Genomic DNA, 24,193 nt, shown 5'->3' on the forward strand with positions numbered 1-24,193 from the left:
GAAGATGCCCTTCTGATCGGGAAGTTGGTTGGCGTAGAGAACCGCCATCCTCCCAGGTCAGAGGGCATTTTCCGCGGATACGCGCTGATTCACCCCATCAGCGGAACGGTGCTTCCAGGCTAACACGTCTCGCAACGGGCGCATCACCGGATATTTTCACCTGCGCCGGCGCCCGCAACGCGCTCGACTATCTCAGCCACGTGGGCGGCGTTTCTGTCCCAGGTATAACACTCCGCTACCTGGCGGGCTTCTCGGAGCTTTTGTTCGAGGGCACCTCGATCGGTGTCGAGGAGGCGCACTAACTGGTCCGCTGCGCCGCTGGCGTCACCGGGCTCGAAGTACCAACCCAAGTCGCCGAGGACCTCCACCGAGGAGGGGATGCGGGATGCCAGCACGGGGACGCCGCTGGCCATCGACTCGATCACCGCGAATCCGAAGGACTCGGTGATCGACGGAAGTACGGATACCTGGGTGCCCCGCAAGAAGGTCGCCGCATCCACCCGCCCGACGAAACGGATCCGGTCCTCAAGTGCCTGACTTCGAACCTTGCCCCTGAGTAAAGCCACATAGGCTGGATCGTCAGCATCGGCGATGGTAACCTGAAGTTCGGCTTCAACACCCCGCTTGCCCAACTCGGCAACCAAATCGACCAGCAGCCCTTGGTCCTTATGCGGATAGCCTAGGCTGAGGGACCCAAGGCGCACTCGTTCGCTACGCGAAGCCGGAATAAACCGGAAGCGGGAGGTGTCGACACCGTGAGGCACCACCTCGATCGGCACCCGACGCGGACAGCTGCGCCAGTGCCTCAAATAGTCGCCCATCCCGCCGCTGGGGACGAGCACCGCTGTCGACCCGCGCATAGCAGCGAAGGCAAGCGCTCGGCGCACCATCGCCTCCGCCCGCCACTGCGCCGGGCGTCGCCTCACCCATGCGGGATCAAAGTAGATGGGGTTCCGTTGGTAGAGCAGCGAAGGGACTGGCGAGTGGATGGGGCCGTAGTTTGCGAGGTTGAGTAGCACGTGGGCATCGTCTGACGCCGCTCGCCTACCCACCGTCACACTGTCCCATCCAAGGCGTTTCCACGACCGCCGGTTGACACGGATGACGCGGACCCCCGTTTCATCAAGGTCCGGACCTCCCTCAGAGAGGTAGACGGTTAGATCCCATGCTGGCCTCACCGTCGCCAACGCGGGCACAAAGCTAGTCAGGTGATTGAGACCACCTCCAGAGATGATTCCCACGGCATTGATGTGCAAGCGCATACTCATGTGACGGGGACCTCGAAGACCGAGGCATCCGACAGGAAAGAGCGCAAGGATAAGTGGCGCTGGACATATGCCCTCCCGGCGCGCCCCATGTCTTGGCAAGCTTCAGGATCGACAAGCAGCCGCTCCACCGCCAAGCGGAACGCTAGCTCGTCATCAACAACGAGGCCTCCACCCGACTCTGTCAGGACACGATCCGCGCCCCCACAACGATAAGCCACTACCGGGGTGCCACAGGCCATGGCCTCCAAGGCCACGATTCCGAGGCCTTCTTGTAGCGAGGGGAGAAGTAAGAGCTTCGCTCGCTGGTAGACGCTCGGCAATTCGTCCACCCGCCCCAACCAACGAATCATGGGTTGCCCACCCGGGTCGAAGGCGGAAACCACCGTCACGCCCGCCGCTCGTGCTAGAGATGAGACGTCAAGGAGCCGTCGGATCCGAGAAAAGCCTTTGCGTGGGTCGTGGGATCGGCCCACGAAGAGCAGGCCAGAGCGCTCGGCCCCCCCGCTGGATGGCGCATAAGCGTCGGTGTCCACGGGGACCGGCACTACCTCGACGCGCTTCGCTTGTGCGATACCCCGGGAAACTATGAGATCGGCGGTATGAGCACTCATGGCGAGCACGCGTCGTGCGCGTCCAAGCACCAGGCCCTCGATGCGGGAGAGTGACCCCAGGCTCGCACGGTAGACCTGTCGGCGCGGAGCAGACCGGAGATGAAGGGTGGGGCGTCGTTCATCCTCGATTAGTGTCGCCAGCCACGCGACACTCGGTATGTGCGGGGGGGCCAACGACCCGTGCATCACATGGGCACCGATTACGTGAACCTCCTCGACGTCTTCCCACATCCCCCGCATTCGGAGCCGGGCCGCGCTGTACATGGGCACCTGCAGCCGCGGAAGCACCCGAGGGACAGCAGAGACTGATTGGTCCCAACGCCACAAGCGGCCCGCACAGCCCCTGGCGGCATCATCGAGGTAGTAGGAGCGATGATGACCAGGCCGATGTCTGACCGCCCAAGCCGAGTAGACCGCCATCACTGAGGCAATCCCGCCCTTGTTCGCTGGATCCTGCAAGAGAGCCACGGTCTCGGCTCGTTCGCCGCTAGTCCTTGCACCTGGCATAGCCGCGTCTCTCCGGAGATCGCTCATCGATTCCCCATTTCCTCTAGGAGGCGCATCGCCCGGTCCCGGTAGGTATGACCGCTCAATAGGCCCGGGGGTCGAGCGGGCAGGTCGGAAGGATCGCTGCGCAACACGTCCCCCAGTTCATCGGGCGTTGTGAATGTGACTGTGCGCGGGTCACGGCCTAGGAGCCGGTGATGGTCTACCGTGGCCGGTGCCACCTGGTTCCCTCCAGCCCCTGGAATCTCGAAACTACGCATGTTGTGGGAATGTGCATTCTGAGGGCGCAGGACGTTCAGGTTCCATCGAGCCTCGCCGATTACCTCGGCAAGCTGCCGCATACGGATCGCCGGTCGGATCTCGACCCCCGGCATCACTGGCCACCGAGGGCCGAACACCAGCGGGTGCACCTCCGCGAGGCTCTGCAGCGACGCCACCCGCTGCGCCGTGGGAGTTCCCACAAAGACAACTCGGTCGCGGGCCAAACCCGTACCTACGACGGGGCTCAGCACATGGGGATCCCAAGCGAAGGGTAGGACTAACACCCTGGCTGCGACGTCGGCCAGACGATCTGCGATGTCCTCCGCCCATGTCACGTAGAGGTCGTAGGACCCCACTGCTCGGGTTATCCCAGCGCCGGAGTTGGATACGGTGGGGTCGAACGGGCTGTCAGGGTTCCAGCAGACGATCGGAGCCCCGACGCGCTCACGGATCTGGTCGATGGTCGGCGGATCGAGGAACCCACCCTTGATGACGACCACCAAGTCAACCTGTACGTGTTGGGCCAGTGCATAGACGCGCCCAAGAATCTCGCGGCGAAAGCCGAATCCGAGAGCGGGCCAGCGGAATGCTGCCGACGTAAGCCACCACGGGGACCACGGGCCCAAGTCGAGGACTTCCACCTGACACCCCGCGTCCCGGAAGCCTGCCGCCACCGAGTCACGTAGGCCGCCCTCCGCTCCCTCGCCGACAACCAATATCGACCGTGAGCTCACAGATCCAGCACCGCCCGCGTTGCGGCCACGATGCCATCTGCGGTCCGGTCAATCCCGTGCTCGGCTGCCACGCGCCGAGCTACCTCTTGACGACTAGTCAATGCACCGGGCTCTAGCGCTTGGACGATAGCGTCTGCAAGGCTTCCGACGTCTCCGGCCGAGAACACCCAGCCGGCACCGGGCGCCACGAGGTCCGGTCCGCAGCCGACAGCGTCGGACACGATCGGGACCGCTCCCGCTGACATGGCCTCGTTGACGGCCAAGCCCCAGGGCTCGCGTTCGGAGGGGAGCACGAACAGGTCAGCTACGCCATACCACCGGCCTATCTCTCGCTGGTTGACGAACCCGAGGCTCCGCATCCAGGCTCGGTCGGCGCAGAGATGGTCAACTGCCGGGCGGAGAGGGCCGTCTCCGATCAACAGGAGGTTGGCCCGACCAGCAATCTGGTCCATGGCGGCGACGAGATCGAGCGGCCGCTTCCAGGGTTGCAGCTTCGCTGCGAAAAGGATCGTTGGCCGACCAGGGTCCAGTCCGAGGCCACCGAGCAGCTCTCCCCGGCGTCGGCGCCCTTCCTCCCCGGCCGCGGCGAAGCGATCACGGTCCACCGAATACGGAGCGGCGAAAATGCGCTCGGGCGCCGCGCCGTAGGCGAGATAGAAATTCCGGTTCTCTGTGCCGATTGCCAGGCATGCGGAGGCGCGGCGCACCAGAGGTCCAACGAAAGCCCGCTTGATCGCCACCTTCAGCCCCGGTGTGGTGGGAGGGTCCGGTCTGGATTCACCTCTCAAGATGTAGGGGATACGCCACCGTCCAGCGGCTGCGTAAGCCAGCCAGTGGGACGGGCTGCTGTAACCATGTACCAACAAGGCGTCTATCCCGGCAGCCCGGACGCGGGAGGGCAGCGAAGGATTGATCGCGCCGAAAGGGGTGCTAGGTGATGGGCGAGGACTGCGGTTCGGAACGAACTGGTAGCTGTATCCCTCGAGCAAAGGAACGTCGTATTGGATCGAGCGGCGGAAGCCGGGATCGTAGGAGGAGTCGACGCCGTGCTCGGTAAGGAAGAAGACGTGGGGCTGCACGTCCGTGCAAGCTGCGAGGTGGCGGTACAAAGGAGCCTGGTACTGGATAGGGTGCGTAACGACTATGCCGAGCCGCACGTCTTCATGCCCTCTCTCGTGCCGCATCGGCGAGCGCTGCAACGACCGCCCGGCCGTATCGATCCCATCCACCGAAGCCTTCAACCCGGCGGCGACCGGCAGCGCCCATCGCCTTGGCCCGATCCGGGTTGCTCAGCAACCAGTCGAGGGCCTCCGCCAGCGCTGCGCTGTCCGCGGGAGCGACGATCAAGCCTTCCACACCGTCCTCCACCAACTCACGCACACCGGTCGACTCCGTTGCGACCACCGGTAGCCCACATGCCATGGCCTGAGCCAAAACGAGCGCCAGCCCCTCCTCGATCGAGGCCAGAGCGAACACCGAAGCCCGTTGGAGTTCCTCAATCACCCGGCCCCTGCTGACCGCGCCAACGCTGCGGACATCACCTCTGGACAAGCCGAGGAGGGCATCCCAGCCTGGCTCAACCGGTCCGACCAGTGTCAGGGAGGCTGCGCTCGTCGACAGCGACCGAAAGGCGTCAACCAGATACCGGTGCCCCTTTCGCATCCCAACGGTCCCGACCGACACGATCGCCCCGGGCTGCGGAGGCGCACCCGGGACGAACTCAGTAACGTCCACGCCATACGGGATGGTGACCACCCTCTCGGCGCTAATCCCCCGGTCCAAAAAGGTCCGCCTTGCTCGCTCCGAGGGAACCAGAATCCTGTCAGCCAAGTCGTACTCCTGGAGTTCGCGCTCCGCCATGAAGCGGTCGAACCGTACCAGCGGAGCGCCGATCCGTTCCGCCTCCTCATCCAGAACCCGCTTCTGCTCCTCGATGTGCCAGGAGCCCCGGTCACAGCACACCGCCACTCCCTCCGCCGACGCTCGCGTCACGGTGGCGGTTGCGAAGCCCGAAAGGGCGTTGACTACAGACGGACGACCCAGCCGTTTAGAGGCCCATTGGTCGAAATCACGAACAACGAACCGGTTAAGCGTGGGGTCCAGGCGGGGAACTGCCCTACCGGCTACCCGCCTCGCAGCGGCGTAGCGCATCCGAGTTTTTACCTGGCCGACAGGCAATCCGACACGGCTTCGCGGCACCGTTGTGACCAGACGCTCCAGTACGCCCAGCTCATGAAGCTGGCGCGCCTGGTCGATCATGTGAAACGGGTAAGCACTGATCACTGTCGCCGTCAGGCGCTCCATCAGCCAGCCGCCCCGTGCAGCGGCACTCGTAGCAGAGAGAGGCTTCGACGGGCAACATCCTTGGCGACCGGCCAGGTCGGCATGACGAGCGAACTGAGGCGCTCGTCTGTGCAGCGGGCGATGGCCACAGACACCGTTACAGCCACGGCGGAGTAGCCGATTAGCGAGGCGACGGCGGCGCCGAGAATCCCCCATGCCGCCAAGAGCCCAGGGAGGGTGGCAATAGTGACTACTGCGCCCACTCCCTCTGCGGCGAGGACCAACCTCGGGTGGCCCAGGCCGCGCAGCCCCTCCTCTGCAACGCCGGCCCACACCAGAATCGCTCCCGCCGGCACCAGCACCAAGGCGGAGGGCACCGCAGGGCCGAACCGGTGACCGAATACGAGCGGGAGCAGGAAGGGCGCAAGCGCAGCGAGCAGCACTGCAAGACCAGTAGCCACGATCGCCCCGCCTTGCAGAGCTGTGGCGAGCATCCTGGCGCGTTCAGAGGCCTCGGACTCCCCGGCGACGTGGGGGAACAACACAGAGCCGACTGCGGAGAGCAACGGCGCCGTCGCTCCACTCCACGCGACGGCTACAACGTAAAACCCAAGTGGACGGGAGGGGAGAAAGGCGATGATGAGCAGCTGGTCGAGCCGTAGGTTGACAGTCTGCGGGACGGTTGTGAGAACGGATGGAAGACCAAAGCGCACCAGTTTCGGCGCTATCGCTGCCCGGGGCCGCAGGGAGCCCTTCAGCGCCCGCTTCACCACGATCAGGAAGGGCAAACCCGTGGCAGCGACGACGAACAGGTACCAGCGTGACAGTCCGACCGCGTCGAAGTGCCCAACGGCCCCTGACCCGATAAGGACGCCGAGCCACGCCAGTCCCGGCACGACGCGGTAGAGGTTCCAAGCGGTGAACCGCCGCGCCCCGCGCAATGCCCCATGCGGGACGCCCATGAGTGCGAAAACTACGCCTACGCACAAGAACACACGGGCTGCGGCGATCACGCGACCAGACTGGGTCCGAAGCAGCCAAGGCATCGCCACCCAAGCGGCGCTCGCTACCAACGCGTATGAGAGGAGAGCCACTCCAACCGCCGTCCCAATGTGATCCTTCGCCCGGCTCGGATCGCGAGCGATGTAGTAGGTCAGCGCCTCGGGCAATCCGAGCATCGCTAGGGTGGCGAGAAGCAGAGGCCAGGTTTGGATAGCAGCCAGCTCGCCCTCCCCGGTCGGTCCGAGAAGATGGGCGGCAAGCGGGCCCGTGACCATGGCCAGGGCTGCCAGAGTCGCGTTCGCGGCGAGAGTGACTCGCAGGTCGTGGGCGGGTGTACTGGGCGGGGGCCCAGGGGGTTCATCAGGGCGCTGTCCCGACTTCATGAAGTGCGCCATACCACCCTCACAAATGCTCCACCGATTCGGCTTTCGGCATCCGATGGCGGGTGTCGAGGATCCGACGCGCTGTTCGCCTGACCAGTTGCCAGTCGAAAGAGTCGTGGTCAGTGCCGACCACCACTAGGTCCGCTCCAGCAATCTCGCTTTCGCTTAAGGTGACAGATCGGATCTCTGCGGGGAACATGCCTCGCTCCACGAGCGGATCGGCGGCGCTTACTTGTGCACCTAGTGCGGACAGGCGCGAACAAAGCACCGGTATAGGAGATACTCGAATATCACCCGAGTTGCGCTTGTACGAGAGGCCGAGCACCAGGATCCGCGACCCTCGAATTGCTTTAGCATCCCGGTTGAGGGCGACAGCGACTCGCTGAGCCACATAGTCGGGCATGTGATCGTTAATGTCGTTGGCCAGTTCGACGAACCGGAACGGCGAGCCGAGGGTCTGCTTCACCCTCCACGACAGGTATGAAGGATCGACCGGCAAGCAGTGACCGCCCACCCCAGGACCCGGGAAGAACGGCATGAAGCCGAACGGTTTCGTCGACGCGGCGTCTATCGCCTCCCACACGTCGACATCGAGCTCATCAGCGAACATGGCGAGCTCATTGACCAGTGCGATGTTTACATGCCGAAACGTGTTCTCCAGCAACTTGGTCAATTCAGCGACCTTTGGTCCGGACACCCGAACGGTGGAGTCGACCAACTCCAGGTAGAACGCTTCTACCTTGTCGGTTGATCGCTTGTCTATGCCAGAAACCACTTTAGGAGTCGAGCGGAACGTCCACGTCCGGTTGCCGGGGTCGATGCGCTCGGGGCTGTAGCCGACGAAGAAGTCGCGTCCGGCCCGCAGGCCCGATCCCGCTTCGAGCAGGGGCACGAGCAGCTCTTCCGTCGTGCCTGGATACGTCGTCGACTCAAGAATCACAGTCGATCTTGAGCGCACGAAGGGCGCAAGGTCGCGAGCCGACTGCTCAACAAAGGACAGATCGGGCGCACCGTCCGTTAGAGGAGTGGGGACGGTAATAACGGCCACGTCGAAGCCTTCACATACCGACAGATCGGTGCTCGGGAGGTATCGGCCAGTAGCCATCGCTGCAGTCAGCTGGCCATCAGAGACGTCCTCAATGTAGGAGGACGCTGACAACAGCCGCTTAGTACGTGACGCATCGGGTTCGTAACCAACCACCCAGTGCCCCACCTCGACCGACCGCATGGCAATGGGGAGACCCACGTATCCCTGCCCCGCGACGACGACTCTTCGGATGGTCGCCCGGGAAGGCTCATCCGGCGGTGAAGCGGCGCCCTCCTCGCGCTCTCCTCCAGCGGCGTGGGACGTCACGATAGAGCCGAGGCCGGAGCTACGAACATCTCGCTGGGCCTCTCTAGGTCGTCCGTTGGAAGCAGCACCCCGTCTCGCGAGGGTCGGAGCAGCCTGTACCCGTACTCGTTGAGCATGTCGGCCACCGGGTCGCGATGTTGTTCGAGCGACTCTGGAGACGCCGAGTTCCGTTCCATCTGCACGAGCGCTATCCGCCGGTCTCGTAGAGCCGAACTGGCTCCTTCTAGAAGCTCCCGCTCTTGGCCTTCGACGTCCACCTTTAACCCTGCGACTCGACGACTGCCGGTTAGTGAGTCAGGTGCCGCCACGCGGACTCCGACCGAGCCTTCGACATCTATCCGGTTGACCGAATCTCGGTCCACGTTGTACGGCGTCGAGCCTAAGGCGCTCCCGGCTGCGGCCTCGACGACTTCCCCTGATATAGAGCCGTCCTGGGCGACGTTCTCCCACAGGTGGATTGCGGTGTCCGCCGCGGCTTCGACGGCGATTACCGAAGCACCCAAGGCCGCCGCCAAGCCGGGGTAGGTGCCGACGTTCGCACGTGCATCCACGAATAGGTCCCCACGACGAAGTCGCTGCTGCAAGACCCGCATCTCGAGCCAGTCTGAGGGGTTGGCATACAGGGCTTTCGTAGCGGCGGTCCGGTTAAGACCGACCCAGATCCAAGCGCTCTCTCCAGTGGTCGTCTGACCGCTTGATGCAGAACTCGTGCTTGGGCCTGAAAGGCTGCGGCCCGGGGGACTTCGCGAGGGCGCCGATCACGGGTCACTGGATGGTGCCAGATTAAGTCCAACACAATGAGTGCATGGTCGGCTGGCCGCCGTCGCTCGGCCCAAGGCCACGCATGGTCCATCAAAGCCCTCCGCCCGCCCGCCGCTCACGCAGCCGCTCCACGCAGGGGGCACACCTTGGTTCCATGCATCCCTGTCTCTGCGACGCTCGCAAGGCCTCCCCCTGGGGCCGGAGCGTAATAGGAGTTCTTTCAGTGGTGGTCGCTCCCGCTGGGAACGCCTTGGCACCCATCGCACGAACCGTTGAGTATGCCCACGCATATTTCTCCCGGCTCACCGACTCCGTCGCACCCGCATCTAGGCGTCCTCCGACCTCGTCGCCAGGCGCTCAGCTTACTCACACAAGAGCCGAGCGCGCACCGCAAGCCAGGCACGCGGGCTGACCTATACGTCCGAGGTGGGAGCGGCCGGTCCCGAAACGGGACTGTCGACCCAGTTGCTCTACCCTACCCGGCCTGGATCTTGATCTCGATGTCCACGCCGGCAGGCAGCTCGATGCGCTGGAGGCTGTCGACAGTCTTGGGGGTGTGCTCGACGATGTCGAGGAGGCGCTTGTGCACCCGCATCTCGAAGTGCTCGCGGCTGTCTTTGTACTTGTGGGGGCTGCGGATCACCGTGTAGCGGTTTTTCTCGGTGGGCAGCGGTACAGGTCCGCGGACCTTGGCCTGGGTGCGCACGACGGTCTCGACGATCTTCTTGGTGGACTGGTCGAGGATCTCGTGGTCATACGCCTTCAGGCGGATGCGGATCCTCTGCTTCGCGCCGTCAGCCACGGGTCGACTCGTTCATGGTCACAGGAAACACTCCAGGGTGTGAGATGCGGGTTTTCAAAGGACGGGACATGCAAGGGGCGGAGCCGGCGATCCGACTCCGCCCCGCTACAACAGGTGGGGCGGCGAAGCTCAGTTGTCCTTGCGGAGCAGTGCAGAGGACGGCGAAGCACCGTTACCCCTGCGGAGCAGTGTTACTTGATGATCTTGGTGACTCGGCCGGAGGCCACGGTGCGGCCACCCTCACGGATGGCGAAGCGCAGACCCTCGTCCATGGCGATCGGCTTGCCGAGCTCGACTTTGATCTCGGTGTTGTCGCCGGGCATGACCATCTCGGTGCCCTCCGGCAGGGTGATGCTGCCGGTGACGTCGGTGGTCCGGAAGTAGAACTGCGGGCGGTAGTTGTTGAAGAACGGCTTGTGGCGGCCGCCCTCTTCCTTGGAGAGCACGTAGATGGTGCCCTCGAAGTCGGTGTGGGGGGTGATCGAGCCCGGCTTGCAGAGGACCTGCCCGCGCTCGACGTCCTCCTTCTTGGTGCCGCGGAGGAGGGCGCCGATGTTGTCGCCGGCGTGGCCCTCGTCGAGCAGCTTGCGGAACATCTCGACGCCGGTGCAGGTGGTCTTGGTGGTGGGCCGCAGGCCCACGATCTCGATCTCCTCGCCGACCTTGACCTTGCCCTGCTCCACCTTGCCGGTCACCACGGTGCCGCGGCCCTGGATGGTGAAGACGTCCTCGATCGGCATGAGGAACGGCTTCTCGAAGTCGCGCTCGGGCTCGGGGACAAATTCGTCGACCGCGTCCATCAGCTCGACGATCTTCTCCTCCCACTCCTTGTCGCCCTCGAGGGCCTTGAGAGCGGAGACCCGGATGACCGGGGTGTCGTCGCCCGGGAAGTCGTACTCGCTGAGCAGCTCGCGGACCTCGAGCTCCACCAGGTCGAGGAGCTCCTCGTCGTCGACCGCGTCGGCCTTGTTGAGCGCGACGACGATCGACGGGACACCGACCTGGCGGGCCAGGAGCACGTGCTCACGGGTCTGGGCCATCGGGCCGTCCGCCGCGGATACCACCAGGATGGCGCCGTCGACCTGGGCTGCGCCGGTAATCATGTTTTTGATGTAGTCGGCGTGGCCGGGCATGTCGACGTGCGCGTAGTGGCGCTTGGGCGTCTGGTACTCGACGTGGCTGATGTTGATCGTGATGCCCCGCTGGCGCTCCTCGGGGGCCTTGTCGATCTGATCGAACGCGATCGCCTGGGTCCCGGAGGGGTCACGCTCCGAGAGCACCTTGGTGATGGCAGCGGTCAGCGTCGTCTTGCCGTGGTCGACGTGACCCATCGTGCCGATGTTGAGGTGAGGCTTCGTACGCTCGAACTTCTGCTTGGCCATGGAAGGGAATCGCTCCTCTAAACGCCGGCCTCCAATGGCCGGTCAGACGCGGTTGGTAAATCTAGACGATGGGCCTGGGGCCCGGTACAGGTGGGGGGCTACTCGCCCCGGACCCGCTTGATGATCTCCTCGGCCACCGACTGCGGCACTTCCTGGTACGACGCGAACTGCATCGTGTAGGTGGCCCGGCCCTGCGTGCGGGACCGCAGGTCGGTGGCGTAGCCGAACATCTCGGCGAGGGGAACCTCGGCGCGGACCACTTGGCTGTTGCCTCGCTGGTCCATGCCGCCGACCTTGCCCCGCCGCGAGGACAGGTTGCCGATGACGTCGCCCATGTAGTCCTCCGGGGTGACGACCTCGACGCTCATGATCGGCTCGAGCAGGATCGGGTGCGCCTTGCGGGCCGCCTCCTTGAAGCACATGGAGCCGGCGATCTTGAACGCCATCTCCGAGGAGTCGACGTCGTGGTAGGAGCCGTAGGTCAGCGTGGCGCGCACGTCGACGGTCGGGTACCCCGCCAGGACGCCTGACTGCATGGCGTCTTGGATGCCGGCGTCGACGGAGGGGATGTACTCCTTCGGGATGATGCCGCCGGAGATCTTGTCGACGAACTCGTAGCCGCCGCCGGGGCCGGTCGGCTCCAGGGTCAGCACGACGTGTCCGTACTGGCCCTTGCCGCCGGTCTGGCGGACGTAGCGGGTCTCGACCTTCTCCACCGTGTTTTTGATGGTCTCGCGGTACGCGACCTGCGGCTTGCCGACATTCGCGTCGACCCGGAACTCCCGCAGCATCCGGTCGACGAGGACCTCGAGGTGCAGCTCGCCCATCCCACCGATGATGGTCTGGTTGGTCTCCTCGTCGGAGCGGACCTGGAACGTCGGGTCCTCCTCGGAGAGCGACTGCAGCGCCTTGGACAGCTTGTCCTGGTCGTTCTTGGTCTTCGGCTCGACCGCCACGTGGATGACCGGCTCGGGGAAGTCCAGCGACTCGAGCACGATCGGGGCGTTCGGGTCGCAGAGCGTGTCGCCGGTGGTGGTCTGCTTCATGCCGACCAGGGCGACGATGTCGCCGGCGGTGGCCACGTCGCGGTCCTCGCGGTGGTTGGCGTGCATCTGCAGGATGCGCCCGGCGCGCTCCTTGCGGTCCTTGGTGGAGTTGAGGATCGGGTCGCCCTTCGACAGGCGCCCCGAGTAGATCCGGGCGTAGGTCAGCTTGCCGCCCGACTGCGGGTCGGTGGCGATCTTGAAGGCCAGGGCGGAGAAAGGAGCGTCGGGGTCGGGAGCGCGCTCGAGCTCCTCGATCCCCTTGACGTCCATGCCCTTGGTCGGGGGGATGTCGAGGGGCGAGGGAAGGAAGTCGACGACCGCGTCGAGCATCGGCTGGACCCCCTTGTTCTTGAACGCGGAGCCGCACAGCACCGGCACGACGTTGCCGGCGATGGTCGCCTTGCGCAGCGCGCCGCGCAGGTCATCGGCGGTGATCTCTTCCTCGCCGAGGTACTTCTCGGTGATCGCGTCGTCGAAGTTGGACAGCACGTCGACCAGCTCGCTGTGGTAGACGTCGGCCTGCTCGACGAGCTCGGCGGGGATGTCGACCACCTCGAACGCCTCGCCCTTGGAGGCCTCCTCGGGCCACATGAGCGCCTTCATGTTGATCAGGTCGATCACGCCCCGGAAACCCGACTCGGCGCCGATCGGCAGCTGGACGACCGCGACGGTGGCGTCGAGGCGGTCCTTGATCATGTCGACGCAGCGGTAGAAGTCGGCGCCGATGCGGTCCATCTTGTTGACGAAGCACATCCGCGGCACGTTGTACTTGTCGGCCTGGCGCCACACCGTCTCGGTCTGGGGCTCCACGCCGGCGACCGCGTCGAACACCGCGACGGCGCCGTCGAGGACCCGGAGCGAGCGCTCGACCTCGACGGTGAAGTCGACGTGGCCGGGGGTGTCGATGATGTTGATGCGATGCCCGTTCCACTCGCAGGTGGTCGCCGCGGAGGTGATGGTGATCCCCCGCTCCTGCTCCTGGACCATCCAGTCCATGGTGGCCTGGCCCTCGTGGACCTCGCCGATCTTGTAGTTGATCCCGGTGTAGAAGAGGATCCGCTCGGTCGTGGTCGTCTTGCCCGCGTCGATGTGGGCCATGATGCCGATGTTGCGGTACTTGACCAGGGGCATCTGTTTGGTTGTGGTCGCTTCAGCCATCGCTCACTCTCGCCGCGTCAGGGGGGTTCAGGCCGCGGGGCAACGGCGGGGCCCCAAGGCACGTAGTTCTATTGTGCCGCATTGGGAGCGCCCAGCGGCGCGGACGCGGCTGCTACCAGCGGTAGTGGGCGAACGCCTTGTTGGCTTCCGCCATCTTGTGGAGGTCTTCGCGGCGCTTCACCGCGGCGCCGACGCCGTTGGAGGCGTCGAGCAGCTCGGCGGCGAGCTTTTCGGCCATGGTCTTCTCGCGCCGCTGGCGGGAGTAGCCGACCAGCCAGCGGATCGACAGGGTGGTCGCCCGGCGGGGACGGACCTCGACGGGCACCTGGTAGGTGGCGCCGCCGACCCGGCGGCTGCGCACCTCGAGCTGCGGCTTGGTGTTCTCCAGCGCCCGCTTCAAGGTGGCGATCGGCTCGGCGCCGGTCTTGTCCTTCACCGTGTCGAGCGCCTGGTAGACGATGGTCTCGGCCAGGCTCCGCTTGCCGCTGGTCAGGACCTTGTTGACGATCTGGGTGACCAGGACCGACTTGTAGATCGGATCCGGGGCCAGTTCCCGCCGCGGCGCGGCTCCCTTACGGGGCACTTTTCCTAACCCTTCTTGGCGCCGTAGCGGCTACGGGCCTGCTTGCGGTCGCGCACACCCGACGTGTCGAGCGTGCCGCGGATGATCTTGTAGCGGACACCGGGGAGGTCCTTCACTCGCCCGCCGCGCACGAGCACGATGGAGTGCTCCTGCAGGTTGTGGCCCACGCCGGGGATGTAGGCGGTGACCTCGACGCCGCTGGTCAGGCGGACACGGGCCACCTTGCGCAGCGCCGAGTTGGGCTTCTTCGGGGTGGTCGTGAACACGCGGGTGCACACACCGCGCCGCTGGGGCGCGCCGACGAGCGCAGGCGTCTTGGTTTTGACCGACTTCTGCTCGCGGCCCTTGCGGACCAGCTGTGCGATGGTGGGCAAAGCAACCTCGTAGGAGAGATACGTAACTGCGGAATAGGTATCGGGCCTTCCAGCGCCGCCGCGCGGGCAGCAGCCGGATGGGCCGTCGAACATGCTAGCGCTTCTGGCGCAGCTGTCCAGGGCAGCCCCGGCCCGGACGCCACTCTAGCGCCCGGCTCCCCCGCCGGGCCGGCTCACCCCCGCAGCGCCGGCAGCAGCTCCTTTTGGGCCCAGTCGATATACGCCGCCTGGTGGTCCCCGCCGATCTGGACCAGCGCCACGTGGGTGAAGCCGGCCTTGGCGAACGCCTGGATCGGCCCCACGAACTCCTCGACGTCGGAGCCGCAGGGGATGTTCTCCGCCACGTCGTCGGGGGTGACGAACTGAGTCGCGGCCGCGAACCCAGAGGTGCCCGGCATCTCCGCGTTGACCTTCCATCCACCTGCAAACCACCGGAACTGCTCGTGCGCCCGGGCCACCGCGGCCTTCTTGTCCGGGTCGAAGCACACCGGGATCTGGCCGACCTTGTCCTTGCCTTGGCCGCCCTTGGCGTTGAACCCTTCGACCAGGTCGGCTTCGGGCTCCACCGCGATCAGGTAGTCGGCGTAACGAGCCGCCAGTTCCACCGACTGCTCCCCCGATACCGCCACGCCGATCTCCGGCGCGCGGTCGGGCAGGTCCCACAGCTTGGCCGAGTCGACCTGGAAGTGGGCGCCCCGGAAGTTGACGTACCCGCCGGCGAAGAGCGCGGTGATGATCTGGAGGGCCTCGTCGAGCATCTCGTGGCGGGTGTTGGCCGGCGGCCATCCCCCGCCGATGACGTGCTCGTTGAGGTTCTCGCCGGCGCCGAGCCCGAGACGGAACCTGCCGTCGGATAGGAGGGCCATCGTCGCGGCCTTCTGGGCCACCACCGCCGGGTGGTAGCGCCGGGTCGGACACGTCACATAGGTCATCAGCCCGATCCGCTCGGTGGCCTGGGCCGCGGCGCCCAGCACGCTCCACGCGTAGGGGGCGTGGCCCTGGGCGTCGAGCCACGGCGAGTAGTGGTCGGAGATGACCGAGAAGTCAAAGCCGGCGGCTTCCGCGGCCACCAGGTCGGTGACCAGCGCCTTGGGGGCGGACTGCTCGCACATCATCGTGTAGCCGTAGGAGGTCATGGGCCGGTCGTACCCGCCGTGGCGGCCGGTACTCGTGCCCGCCGGCTGGGCACCAAGATCTACCCGTCGTCGTAGTGGTGAAGCCGTCGGGCCGGACCCGGGAGGCGAACCCGGCGGTGATAGCCGGTCGGATCGAAGCGGCCGAACAGTTCAGGCCTGACGCCGGCCGGGCCGAGACACCGGCAGCTCTATGCGCTCCGGAGGTACTCCCGAAGCGCTCGCCGGATCACCTCGGAGACGGTGACGCCCTCAGCTGCTGCCCGCTGCGCCGCCTCAGCCCGCAGGGCCGGCTCCAGGCGAACTGACTCGACTGACTTCGCAGCTTCGCCCAGAGGTGGGCGCCCCGGGCCCCGGCGGTGCTCCCCAAGCCGGCCGGGCTCGAAGCCGCGCTCCGCTTCGTCGGCAAGTTCTTCGATCATCTCATCGGTGATCGGCTTCCCACCCTTGGTCTGACCGTAGATGCGCTGGCTCATAAGTCTCCATCTCCGAGCAGCTCCCGCTGCGTGCTGCGCCGAAGCGCCATGGCATGAATCACGAGCACGGCACTCTTGGTGTAGATGACCACCAACTCGAGGAGGTTCCCGGATCGGCCCGGACCAGCCAGGAGGTAACGCAGCGGCTCGTCGCCGAGCTCGGCCCAGGCAACCGAGTGCTCGTAGGCGTGGTTGATGTCGTCGTCGGCAACCTGGTGGCGACGCGCCGAACGATGGATCTCCACACGGAATAAGCGTACTACAGAAACTCTGCCTCGAGAGACGGTTCGGCGTCCCGAAGGCCGATCCCGGCGACCAACGATGCCTTTACTCTTGCCGGGATATAGTAAAGGCCATGGCTAGAGTGTCTTCCAAGAACCAGGTGACGCTCCCGGTCGCTGCCTTGCGCGCCGCAGGACTTGAACCGGGTGATGAGGTAACGGTCCGACCGATCGGCGCCGGCGAAATCGTCATAGCGGCTCGGGGCTCCCGGGTGCGTCGCCACGCCGGCATCGCAACGGGAATCTACGAACCTGGAGAACTTGACCGGTTGCGAGACGAGTGGGATCGCTGATCCTTGACGCCAGCGTCCTGATCGGGCTGCTCGACGACGCAGACGCTCACCACCACCGCGCCGTAAATGACGTCGAAGCCGCCGACGAGGCGTCGAGGGAGCTCGTAGCCCCGGCCAGTGCCTACAGCGAGGCGATGGTGGCCTTTGCACGTGTCGACCGCATCGGTGACGCTCGTGAGGCGATTGCTGCTATGGGAATCCGCGTGTCACCCCTCGACGCCAAGACGGCCGAGCGGGCCGCGGAGCTTCGAGCCCGTCACAGCCGCCTGCGTCTGCCTGACGCGATCGTCCTGGCCACCGCCCATGAGCTCGGCGGGGCCCTACTGAGCTACGACGAACGGCTCGCTCGCTATGCCCGGTTCGACAATGGGTGACCGCGCCCAGCCAGGGATCCTCAAGCGGTGCTGGCTGGAGAGCGTCACGGACCCGACCGCGTAACCCGTCGTCTCGGGCAGCAGGGCCGCGACTGTCATGTCCGGGCCCGCTTCCACTCCGCCCTGCCAACACGCCCAGCTCGGCCGCCAAGCCCCGGTCCCCGATTGCGGGCGTAGACCGGTGGAGCAGTGCCCGCGGTCAACCCCGTCGCTCGCAGCGATTGGCCGGTGAGGCTTCGAGAGGCGGCGGGTCCAGCGAGCGGCGCCATCTCCGAGCCGGCCACCGCCGGGCCGCGCCGCTCCTTTCCCCGGCCCTCGCTGCTCCGGCGTCGCTTCCACAGAACGCTTGACTTGTGATTGATGACTCACTACCTTGTCGGCATGGCCTCTCGCATGTCCGCCGGCGAACGCCGCGAGGCGGTCCTCAAAGCGGCCATCGTCGAGTTCTCCAAGGGGGGCCTGGCCGGGACGTCGACCGAGGACATCGCCCGGCGAGCGGAGATCAGCCAGCCCTACCTGTTCCGGCTGTTCGGCACCAAGAAGGAGCTGTTCCTCGCCGCCATCGAGCGAACCTTCGACCGGGCCCTGGCCATCTTGGTGGAGGCCGCCGGTGACCTCTCCGGGGTCGAGGCCAAGATGGCCATGGCCGACGCCTACCGGATGTTCCTCCAGGACCGCACGCTGCTTTTGACCCAGATGCACGCCTACGCGGCGTGCGGAGACGACGATGTCCGCAGCGTCACCCAGACGTGCTTCGGGAAGCTGTGGCTGACCGTGGCTGGCATCACCGGGCTCGACGACGAGGAACTGACCGCCTTCTTCGGCTACGGAATGCTGCTCAACATGGCGGCCGCCATGGATCTGATGGCGGTCATCGACCTGCCCTGGGTGAGGGCCTGCCTGGGCGAGGAGATCGTGGCCGGTACCGATCACCGGGCATCCGATGTCCAGCCCGAAATCCAGCCCGACGGCCCCTAGTTGGATGGCCGGCGGCACCTACCCCCGGCCCGGCTGCATCCCCGTATCTTTTTGCCCATCGAAGTTAGTGATCAATCACTTCTATATCTGAACAGGAGAGTCATGCCCCGCAGCCGACTGATCTGGACCTTCGTCATCACCTCGGTGGCGTCGTTCATGGTGAGCCTCGACAACCTCGTCGTGACCATGGCTCTGCCCTCCATCCGCAGCCATCTCCACGCCAGCCTCGCCAGCCTGGAATGGACGATCAACGCCTACACGCTGTCCTTCGCGGTGCTCATCCTCACCGGCGCCGCCCTCGGCGACCGCTTCGGGCGGCGGCGGGTCCTCACCCTGGGACTGGCCGTGTTCACCCTGGCCAGCGCCGGGGCGGCCATGGCCCCCGACGTGACGGTGCTGGTGATCGCCCGGGCGGTCCAGGGCGCCGGGGCGGCCGCGGTCCTCCCCCTGACCTTCACCATCCTGGCCTCGGCTGTTCCGGCCGAGCGGCGGGGTGCCGCCCTCGGAGTGCTCGGCGGGGTGTCCGGCCTGGCCGTGGCCGTCGGCCCTCTCGTCGGCGGAGCGGTCGTGCAGGGGGCGTCGTGGCAGTGGATCTTTTGGATCAACGTCCCCATCGGCCTGGCCGCCCTTCCCTTCGCCGCCACCCGCCTGAGCGAGACCAGGGCCCGGGCCCACCTCGACCCGCTCGGGCTGATCCTCGCCAGCGCCGGCCTGTTCGGCATCGTCTTCGGCCTGGTCAAGGCCAGCGACGACGGGTGGACCTCCCCCGCGGTGCTCGCCCCGCTCGCCGCGGGCGTGGTGGCCATGATCGGCTTCATCTTCTGGCAGGCCAGGGCCGCCCATCCCATGCTGCCGCTGCGGTTCTTCCGCAACCGGGCCTTCGCGGCCTCCAACGCGGCGTCGCTGCTGTTCAGCTTCGGGATGTTCGGCAGCATCTTCCTGCTGGCCCAGTTCCTCCAGACCGCCCTCGGGTACTCACCCCTCGAGGCCGGCCTGCGCACCCTCCCATGGACCGCGATGCCCCTGCTCGTAGCTCCCGTCGCCGGCCCGCTGTCGGACCGCATCGGTGGGCGCCCGTTCATGGTGGGCGGCCTGGCCCTCCAAGCCGCCGGCCTGGCGTGGGTCGCCGCCCTCATCGGCACCCACACCACCTACCTGGCGCTGGTCGCTCCGTTCGTGCTCTGCGGGCTGGGGATGGCGTTGTTCTTCATCCCGGTGGCGAATGTCGTGCTCGGCGCCGTTCCGGCCGCGGACCAGGGCGCGGCGTCGGGCGCCAACAACGCCATCCGGGAGCTGGGCGGCGTCCTCGGGATCGCCGTCTTGGCCACCGTGTTCGCCGGCCACGGCAGCTACGCCAGCCCGGCGAGCTTCGCCGGCGGGCTGCGCTGGGCCACCTGGGTCGGTGCCGGCGTGGTCGGGGTGGGGGCTCTGGCCGCGGCCGCCATCCCGGGGCGGCGCCGGGCCGCTTCCCTCGGCGACGTTCCGGTGAGCGAGGTCATGGCGCCGGCGTAGCCACCAACCTCCAGGCGGCCTATTCCCTTAGCTCAGAAGCGACAGCGGGCGCGTATTTCGCCGGACGGCCCGCCGATGGCGGCGTCACCGCCGTAGGTTGGATCCGATGAGTGACCAGACGATCCCCGACGAGCCGCCCGAGCAGACCGAGGTCTACGAGCAGTACGACGAGGTCGCCGAGACCGGGTCCACCGGCGGCGCCGAGGACCCCGGAGCGACCGGGGTCAGCGGCGCGGAGGCCGACCTGACCCGCCTCACCGAGATGCCCGTCGACCAGGTCGAAAACGAGGAGATCGGCGCCAACCTCGACGACCCCGACCGGATGGCCATGCTCGACGGGGGGATGGACGACCCCGACGGCATCGACCCCGACCAGGTGGCCAGGACGCCCGAACCCGAGGACGTCGGCTGGGACCTCGACGCCGGCGACCGGCCGTAGCAGCGCGCTCGGCGAGATCTGGCGGGCGCTCGACGCTCATTCGGGGGTGGTGGCGGTCTCCCGCGATCAGCGCCGCCGCCCGGGCCTCCCGCCGTCAGCGGCCGGGTCGAGCCGCGCCGAGGAGGTGCATCGCTCCGGATCGTGCTGCGCGCCGGTCGAAGGTGACGGTGTGGCGGCAACCGGCGCCACGGCCGAGCTCCGCGATGACAGCGTCGGGGAAGTCCACGCCGCTCTCCGCAGCGGTCAAGGCCGCCCGGACGACTTCGCCACGGTCGATACGCAGCTCCCGCGCGTGCACCAGACCGTCGAGCAACTCACCGCCACGGGCGGCCGTCACCCCGTAGGAGCGACGCAGCACCCAGTAGATCTCGACGACCGTCACCAAGCTCAGATATCCCGGGTTGGTCTCGGTCAGCTCATCCATCAACGCGGACGCTGCGGCGGATTGGTCAGGGTCGTCCTGGGCGAGGTAGCGGACGACCACATTGGCGTCGAGCCCGATCACCGCTGATCGGCGGTCGCACCCGACGCGACGGCGTCACTCATCTCCTCCACGGTGACCGGCCGTGGCCGCCGTGGCAGCGCGCCCCTCAGGTCCTTGACCGACGCGGCCTCCGGGTAGATCTCGTAGCCGCCGGCCGCAGTGGGAACGAAGGCCAGGCGCGACCCGGCCCGCAAGCCCAGCTTGGTACGCACCTCGACAGGGATGGTGACTTGACCTTTGCTCGTGACCGTCGCCGACGCCACCACGGCTCCTTACTGTAGGTAAGGAAAGTCTACCTGGTCGGCCGGCGGCCCGACCCCCCGGAGATACGCCAGCCGACCCGGTGGACCCACTTCGGTGTCTGGTGGACACTTGGCGAGTGCCGACCGCCCGTCCCCGCCATCAGGTGACAGAGACTCCAGCCGTGGCCCGTGCGCTCGATCGGGCGGCCGAGCGGTGGCCGGGCGACTCACGTTCCAAGTTGCTTCTGCGACTGATCGCGCTCGGTGGCGAGTCGTTGGAGCAGCGCCAGCAGCTCGACGCCGAAGCGCACCGCGCTGCTGTCGCCGCCAGCAGCGGGGCGTACCCTGACGCGTTCGGGCCCGGCTACCTCGGCGACCTGCGCGAGGACTGGCCGGCGTGATCACGCTGGACGCCCGGGTGCTGATCGCTCATTTCGACCCGGTCGATTCGCATCACGAGGCGGCGACCGCCATCCTCTTCGACGCCAAACCGGGGTCCACGCTGGTCCACACCCTCACGATGGCAGAGGTGCTGGTGGGCGGGTGTCGCATCGGCCGCGGTGCGGCTATGCGCGACCACCTGCGAGCGGCCGGCGTGGGCGTCGCCCCCCGCGATGACGACGAAGCGTTGCGGCTGGCCGAGCTGCGGGCAGGCACCGGCCTCAAACTGCCCGACTGCTGCGTGCTGGACGTCGCCCTGCACCATCAGACCTCGCTGGCGACCTTCGACGCCGCTCTGGCGTCGATCGCACGGCGGCGGGGAGTGGCCGTCCTCCCGTGATGTCGCAGTCCCCTCGAGGCCTGGGTGCTACGGCGGTAGGTGATCCTGGTCAGATGCTGCAGCTGTCCCCGTCGCAAGACGGCCCGCCGCCCTCCACCGTCTCCAGCACGGGATGGGCCTGATCCCACGCCCTGCGCAGCACGGCCAGGAACGTGTCGGGCTCCTGAGCGCCGGGCACCGCGAACTTGCGGTCCACCACCGCGAAGGGCACACCGGTGCAGCCGAGCTCGTGCGCCTCTCGCTCGTCGGCGCGCACCGCGTCGGCGTAACGGTCACCGGCGAGGACCTCCTCGACCTCGGCGGCGGGCAGTCCGACCTTCGCCGCGACCCGGCGCAGCACGTCGGGGTCGCTCACCGCCACCCGCTCCACGAAGTAGGTGTGGAGGAGGGCCTCTTTCATGTCCGGGCCGAGCCCGTGGTCCTCGGCCAGGTGGAGCAGGCGGTGGGCGTCGAAGGTGTTGCCGCCGGTCGTGGACGCCAGGTCGTAGTCGAGGCCCTCGGCCGCGGCCATGCGGTCCATCGAGCGGAGCATCTCCCCGGCCTGCTCGACGGTCCTGCCGTACTTGGCGGCCAGCTGCTCGGCCATCGAACGACCGGGCAGGAATGCGGCGTTGGGGTCCAGCTCGAAGCTGCGCCACCTCACGGTGACCTCGTCGGCGTGCTCGAAGTCGGCCAGCGCCTTCTCGAAGCGGCGCTTGCCGATGTAGCACCACGGGCACACGACGTCTGACCAGATCTCGACCTGCATGCCGGGTGCAACCCCGCGGGGTTGGGGATTCTTCCGGGCGTCCGGGTACGGTCCCGGATAATCCTTAACCAGACGAACCTTCAGGAGGGACGCCCGTGTACGACGCGGTCCTAGCCGAGTCCATCATGATCGCCGGCGCCGGCGGCGAGCCGATCGAGGCGTACGCGGCGCGGCCCCTCGACGGCGCCGCGCGGGGCGGGGTGGTGGTGATCCACCACATGCCCGGCTACGACCGCGAGACCAAGGAGATCACCCGCCGGTTCGCGGCGGAGGGCTACAACGCGGTCTGCCCCAACCTGTACTGGCGGGTGGCGCCCAACGCGCAGCCCGACGACGCGGCGGCCGCGGCCCGGGCGCAGGGCGGCAAGGGCGACGACGAGCTGGTCGGTGACGTCGCCGGCGCGGCCGCGTACCTGCGCCAGCTGACCAACTCCAACGGGAAGGTCGGCGTGATCGGCTACTGCTCGGGCGGGCGCCAGTCGTTCCTGGCCGCCACCGCGCTCCCCCTCGACGCCGCGGTCGTCTGTTACGGCGCGTTCATCGCCGGCACCCCGCCGGAGGGGTTCCCGCTGCAGGTGGCGCCGATCGTCGACCGGGCCCCGCAGGTGTCGTGCCCGATCCTCGGTCTGTTCGGCGACGAGGACCAGTACCCCACCCCCGAGCACGTGGCCGAGATCGACGCCGCTTTGAATGCGGCCGGCAAGGACCACGAGTTCCACAGCTACCCCGGCGCCGGGCACGCGTTCTTCGCGGTGAACCGCCCCTCCTACCGGCCGGAGGCGGCGATGGACGGGTGGGAGAAGATCTGGGACTTCTACGGCCGCCACCTGAGCGCCTGACCACCCGGCCACCGACTGCCCTCAAGGAGCGAGAGATCCCCATGTGCACTTACAGGACCGAGAAGGTGACGGTGAGCGGTTCGGGAAAGGGTCCCCGCGGCTGGTTCGCGGTCACCGACGCCACCGTCTACCTCGACCACCCGGTCAGCGCCCCCGCCGACCACACCCTCAACATCGACGTCCTCAACCCCGAGCAGGGGGCGGGGGCGCGCGTCGCGCTGGAGCTGGACCCGGTGGCCGCCCGCCGCCTGGCCGAGGCGATCCTCACCGTCCTCGACGAGGCCCCGCCCGGTCTGGTCAAGCCGCTGGCCCGCAGCGCCACCTGAGCCAGGTGCGAACATCCGCGGCGGGTGCGCTGCTGGCCATTAGGCAGAATCCTACCTAACGCTCTATAATTCTACCTCATGGCGCTGAGCATCAAGAGCGACGAAGCCGACCGCCTGGCCAGACAGCTCGCTTCACAAACCGGAGAGACGTTGACCGAGGCGGTGGTCACCGCCCTTCAGGAGCGCCTGCAACGGGAGCAAGCCCGCCAGGCAGCCAGTATCCGCCGCCGCCTTGCCCGCCTAGCAGCCGACGTTGCCAGCCTGCCCGTCGCGGACGACCGGACACCAGACGAGGTCATCGGCTACGACGACGCCGGCCTCCCGCGTTGAGGGAGGACAGGCGCCGGGCTGTTGTCGTCGACACGTCGGCCGCGCTCGCCGTCGTACTCGGGGAGCCAGGAGGTGATGAGCTCGCTGAGCACCTCGAAAACGCGGTGGCCCGTCTCATGCCAGCCGCGATCCGCGTCGAGTTGGGCATCGTCATCGAGGCCCGGTTTTGGCCCGCCGGCCAAGACGTGGTGGAGCGATTCCTTCGTGACGCGCAGATCGAGATAGTCCCGGTCGACGCCGACCTAGCAGCCCGCGCCATGAGTGGTTGGCGACGCTTCGGCAAAGGCCGCCACCCTGCCGGACTGAACTTCGGAGACTGCTTCACCTACGCGCTCGCGGAGCGAACCGGTCATCCGGTGCTCTGCACCGGCGACGATTTCGCCGCGACCGACCTCGACGTCATCCGCCCCGCATCCACGACCGAGGGTCCCCGGGAAACGCAGTGAC

Annotated in this window: 30 protein-coding genes; 11 read left to right on the plus strand and 19 right to left on the minus strand. The window is 67.1% G+C overall.

Going from position 1 to position 24,193, the window contains the following annotated elements; genetic code table 11:
* Positions 1-143: 143 nt before the first annotated feature.
* From K6U06_RS22440 to K6U06_RS22515, 16 genes are all read right to left on the minus strand, one after another.
* Entirely contained in the window at positions 144-1,268 is a 1,125-nt protein-coding gene (locus K6U06_RS22440) for a glycosyltransferase family 4 protein (RefSeq protein WP_410051124.1), read from the minus strand.
* Positions 1,265-2,413: a glycosyltransferase family 4 protein gene (locus K6U06_RS24550; RefSeq protein ID WP_316044746.1), complete on the minus strand. Its 1,149-nt coding sequence runs from the start codon at positions 2,411-2,413 to the stop codon at positions 1,265-1,267. The genes K6U06_RS22440 and K6U06_RS24550 overlap by 4 nt, the downstream gene beginning before the upstream one ends.
* Positions 2,410-3,147, minus strand: a complete 738-nt coding sequence (locus K6U06_RS22450) for a glycosyltransferase (protein ID WP_262324217.1) — start codon at positions 3,145-3,147, stop codon at positions 2,410-2,412. The genes K6U06_RS24550 and K6U06_RS22450 overlap by 4 nt, the downstream gene beginning before the upstream one ends.
* A gap of 230 nt (positions 3,148-3,377) precedes the next feature.
* Positions 3,378-4,565 (minus strand): glycosyltransferase family 4 protein, encoded by a 1,188-nt coding sequence (locus tag K6U06_RS22455; protein ID WP_410051125.1) that lies wholly within the window; start codon positions 4,563-4,565, stop codon positions 3,378-3,380.
* On the minus strand, positions 4,543-5,640 hold the full coding sequence (locus tag K6U06_RS22460) for a glycosyltransferase family 4 protein (protein ID WP_262324219.1): 1,098 nt from the start codon (positions 5,638-5,640) through the stop codon (positions 4,543-4,545). Before K6U06_RS22460 ends, K6U06_RS22455 begins: the two co-directional genes overlap by 23 nt.
* Positions 5,641-5,684: 44 nt before the next feature.
* Positions 5,685-7,061 (minus strand): lipopolysaccharide biosynthesis protein, encoded by a 1,377-nt coding sequence (locus tag K6U06_RS22465; RefSeq protein WP_316044747.1) that lies wholly within the window; start codon positions 7,059-7,061, stop codon positions 5,685-5,687.
* Positions 7,062-7,068: 7 nt separating this feature from the next.
* Complete coding sequence (locus K6U06_RS22470; RefSeq protein WP_410051129.1) at positions 7,069-8,328, minus strand: nucleotide sugar dehydrogenase; 1,260 nt, start codon at positions 8,326-8,328, stop codon at positions 7,069-7,071.
* Between the two features lie 71 nt (positions 8,329-8,399).
* Positions 8,400-8,996: an FkbM family methyltransferase gene (locus K6U06_RS22475; protein WP_262324221.1), complete on the minus strand. Its 597-nt coding sequence runs from the start codon at positions 8,994-8,996 to the stop codon at positions 8,400-8,402.
* A gap of 644 nt (positions 8,997-9,640) precedes the next feature.
* Positions 9,641-9,967 carry a 30S ribosomal protein S10 gene (rpsJ, locus tag K6U06_RS22480; protein ID WP_262324222.1) on the minus strand — a complete coding sequence of 109 codons (327 nt, stop codon included), beginning with the start codon at positions 9,965-9,967 and terminating at the stop codon, positions 9,641-9,643.
* A 191-nt stretch (positions 9,968-10,158) separates the two neighbouring features.
* Positions 10,159-11,349, minus strand: a complete 1,191-nt coding sequence (gene tuf / locus K6U06_RS22485) for an elongation factor Tu (RefSeq protein ID WP_262324223.1) — start codon at positions 11,347-11,349, stop codon at positions 10,159-10,161.
* 98 nt (positions 11,350-11,447) lie between these two features.
* The gene (gene fusA, locus K6U06_RS22490) at positions 11,448-13,553 is read right to left on the minus strand and encodes an elongation factor G (protein ID WP_262324224.1); all 2,106 of its coding nucleotides are present in this window, start codon (positions 13,551-13,553) and stop codon (positions 11,448-11,450) included.
* A 112-nt stretch (positions 13,554-13,665) separates the two neighbouring features.
* The gene (gene rpsG / locus K6U06_RS22495; protein WP_262324225.1) at positions 13,666-14,136 is read right to left on the minus strand and encodes a 30S ribosomal protein S7; all 471 of its coding nucleotides are present in this window, start codon (positions 14,134-14,136) and stop codon (positions 13,666-13,668) included.
* Positions 14,137-14,141: 5 nt separating this feature from the next.
* The gene (gene rpsL / locus K6U06_RS22500) at positions 14,142-14,510 is read right to left on the minus strand and encodes a 30S ribosomal protein S12 (protein WP_262324226.1); all 369 of its coding nucleotides are present in this window, start codon (positions 14,508-14,510) and stop codon (positions 14,142-14,144) included.
* A gap of 173 nt (positions 14,511-14,683) precedes the next feature.
* On the minus strand, positions 14,684-15,646 hold the full coding sequence (locus tag K6U06_RS22505; RefSeq protein WP_262324227.1) for an LLM class F420-dependent oxidoreductase: 963 nt from the start codon (positions 15,644-15,646) through the stop codon (positions 14,684-14,686).
* 188 nt (positions 15,647-15,834) lie between these two features.
* Positions 15,835-16,119, minus strand: coding sequence for a ribbon-helix-helix protein, CopG family (locus tag K6U06_RS22510; RefSeq protein WP_262324228.1), 285 nt, complete (start codon positions 16,117-16,119; stop codon positions 15,835-15,837).
* Complete coding sequence (locus tag K6U06_RS22515; protein ID WP_262324229.1) at positions 16,116-16,364, minus strand: hypothetical protein; 249 nt, start codon at positions 16,362-16,364, stop codon at positions 16,116-16,118. The genes K6U06_RS22510 and K6U06_RS22515 overlap by 4 nt, the downstream gene beginning before the upstream one ends.
* Positions 16,365-16,474: 110 nt before the next feature.
* On the opposite strand from K6U06_RS22515, the gene K6U06_RS24860 reads away from it, so the two are divergent.
* From K6U06_RS24860 to K6U06_RS22535, 5 genes are all read left to right on the plus strand, one after another.
* The gene (locus tag K6U06_RS24860; protein WP_410051126.1) at positions 16,475-16,693 is read left to right on the plus strand and encodes an AbrB/MazE/SpoVT family DNA-binding domain-containing protein; all 219 of its coding nucleotides are present in this window, start codon (positions 16,475-16,477) and stop codon (positions 16,691-16,693) included.
* The gene (locus K6U06_RS22520; RefSeq protein ID WP_262324230.1) at positions 16,681-17,067 is read left to right on the plus strand and encodes a type II toxin-antitoxin system VapC family toxin; all 387 of its coding nucleotides are present in this window, start codon (positions 16,681-16,683) and stop codon (positions 17,065-17,067) included. Before K6U06_RS24860 ends, K6U06_RS22520 begins: the two co-directional genes overlap by 13 nt.
* 381 nt (positions 17,068-17,448) lie before the next feature.
* The gene (locus K6U06_RS22525; RefSeq protein WP_262324231.1) at positions 17,449-18,045 is read left to right on the plus strand and encodes a TetR/AcrR family transcriptional regulator; all 597 of its coding nucleotides are present in this window, start codon (positions 17,449-17,451) and stop codon (positions 18,043-18,045) included.
* 102 nt (positions 18,046-18,147) lie between these two features.
* Entirely contained in the window at positions 18,148-19,557 is a 1,410-nt protein-coding gene (locus K6U06_RS22530; protein ID WP_262324232.1) for a DHA2 family efflux MFS transporter permease subunit, read from the plus strand.
* Between the two features lie 106 nt (positions 19,558-19,663).
* Positions 19,664-19,996: a hypothetical protein gene (locus K6U06_RS22535; protein ID WP_262324233.1), complete on the plus strand. Its 333-nt coding sequence runs from the start codon at positions 19,664-19,666 to the stop codon at positions 19,994-19,996.
* 94 nt (positions 19,997-20,090) lie between these two features.
* Here the strand turns inward: K6U06_RS22535 and K6U06_RS22540 are convergent, their stop codons facing one another.
* Together K6U06_RS22540 and K6U06_RS22545 are read right to left on the minus strand one after the other, a co-directional pair.
* On the minus strand, positions 20,091-20,501 hold the full coding sequence (locus K6U06_RS22540) for a PIN domain-containing protein (protein WP_262324234.1): 411 nt from the start codon (positions 20,499-20,501) through the stop codon (positions 20,091-20,093).
* Complete coding sequence (locus K6U06_RS22545; RefSeq protein WP_262324235.1) at positions 20,498-20,743, minus strand: AbrB/MazE/SpoVT family DNA-binding domain-containing protein; 246 nt, start codon at positions 20,741-20,743, stop codon at positions 20,498-20,500. The genes K6U06_RS22540 and K6U06_RS22545 overlap by 4 nt, the downstream gene beginning before the upstream one ends.
* A 161-nt stretch (positions 20,744-20,904) precedes the next feature.
* On the opposite strand from K6U06_RS22545, the gene K6U06_RS22550 reads away from it, so the two are divergent.
* Complete coding sequence (locus tag K6U06_RS22550) at positions 20,905-21,123, plus strand: hypothetical protein (protein WP_262324236.1); 219 nt, start codon at positions 20,905-20,907, stop codon at positions 21,121-21,123.
* Positions 21,120-21,503 carry a type II toxin-antitoxin system VapC family toxin gene (locus K6U06_RS22555; RefSeq protein WP_262324237.1) on the plus strand — a complete coding sequence of 128 codons (384 nt, stop codon included), beginning with the start codon at positions 21,120-21,122 and terminating at the stop codon, positions 21,501-21,503. Before K6U06_RS22550 ends, K6U06_RS22555 begins: the two co-directional genes overlap by 4 nt.
* Positions 21,504-21,552: 49 nt before the next feature.
* Here the strand turns inward: K6U06_RS22555 and K6U06_RS22560 are convergent, their stop codons facing one another.
* Positions 21,553-22,251: a DsbA family oxidoreductase gene (locus K6U06_RS22560; RefSeq protein WP_262324238.1), complete on the minus strand. Its 699-nt coding sequence runs from the start codon at positions 22,249-22,251 to the stop codon at positions 21,553-21,555.
* A gap of 95 nt (positions 22,252-22,346) precedes the next feature.
* Between K6U06_RS22560 and K6U06_RS22565 the strand changes: the two genes are divergently transcribed.
* From K6U06_RS22565 to K6U06_RS22580, 4 genes are all read left to right on the plus strand, one after another.
* A complete protein-coding gene (locus K6U06_RS22565) occupies positions 22,347-23,090 on the plus strand; it encodes a dienelactone hydrolase family protein (RefSeq protein ID WP_262324239.1) in 744 nt (247 codons plus the stop codon).
* Positions 23,091-23,131: 41 nt separating this feature from the next.
* On the plus strand, positions 23,132-23,416 hold the full coding sequence (locus K6U06_RS22570) for a DUF6295 family protein (protein WP_262324240.1): 285 nt from the start codon (positions 23,132-23,134) through the stop codon (positions 23,414-23,416).
* A 78-nt stretch (positions 23,417-23,494) separates the two neighbouring features.
* Positions 23,495-23,746, plus strand: a complete 252-nt coding sequence (locus K6U06_RS22575; protein ID WP_262324241.1) for a type II toxin-antitoxin system VapB family antitoxin — start codon at positions 23,495-23,497, stop codon at positions 23,744-23,746.
* Entirely contained in the window at positions 23,743-24,192 is a 450-nt protein-coding gene (locus tag K6U06_RS22580) for a type II toxin-antitoxin system VapC family toxin (protein ID WP_262324242.1), read from the plus strand. The genes K6U06_RS22575 and K6U06_RS22580 overlap by 4 nt, the downstream gene beginning before the upstream one ends.
* The last annotated feature ends 1 nt before the right edge of the window (position 24,193 follow it).

The organism is Acidiferrimicrobium sp. IK, assembly GCF_025499425.1.
GTDB lineage: Bacteria > Actinomycetota > Acidimicrobiia > Acidimicrobiales > Palsa-688 > Acidiferrimicrobium.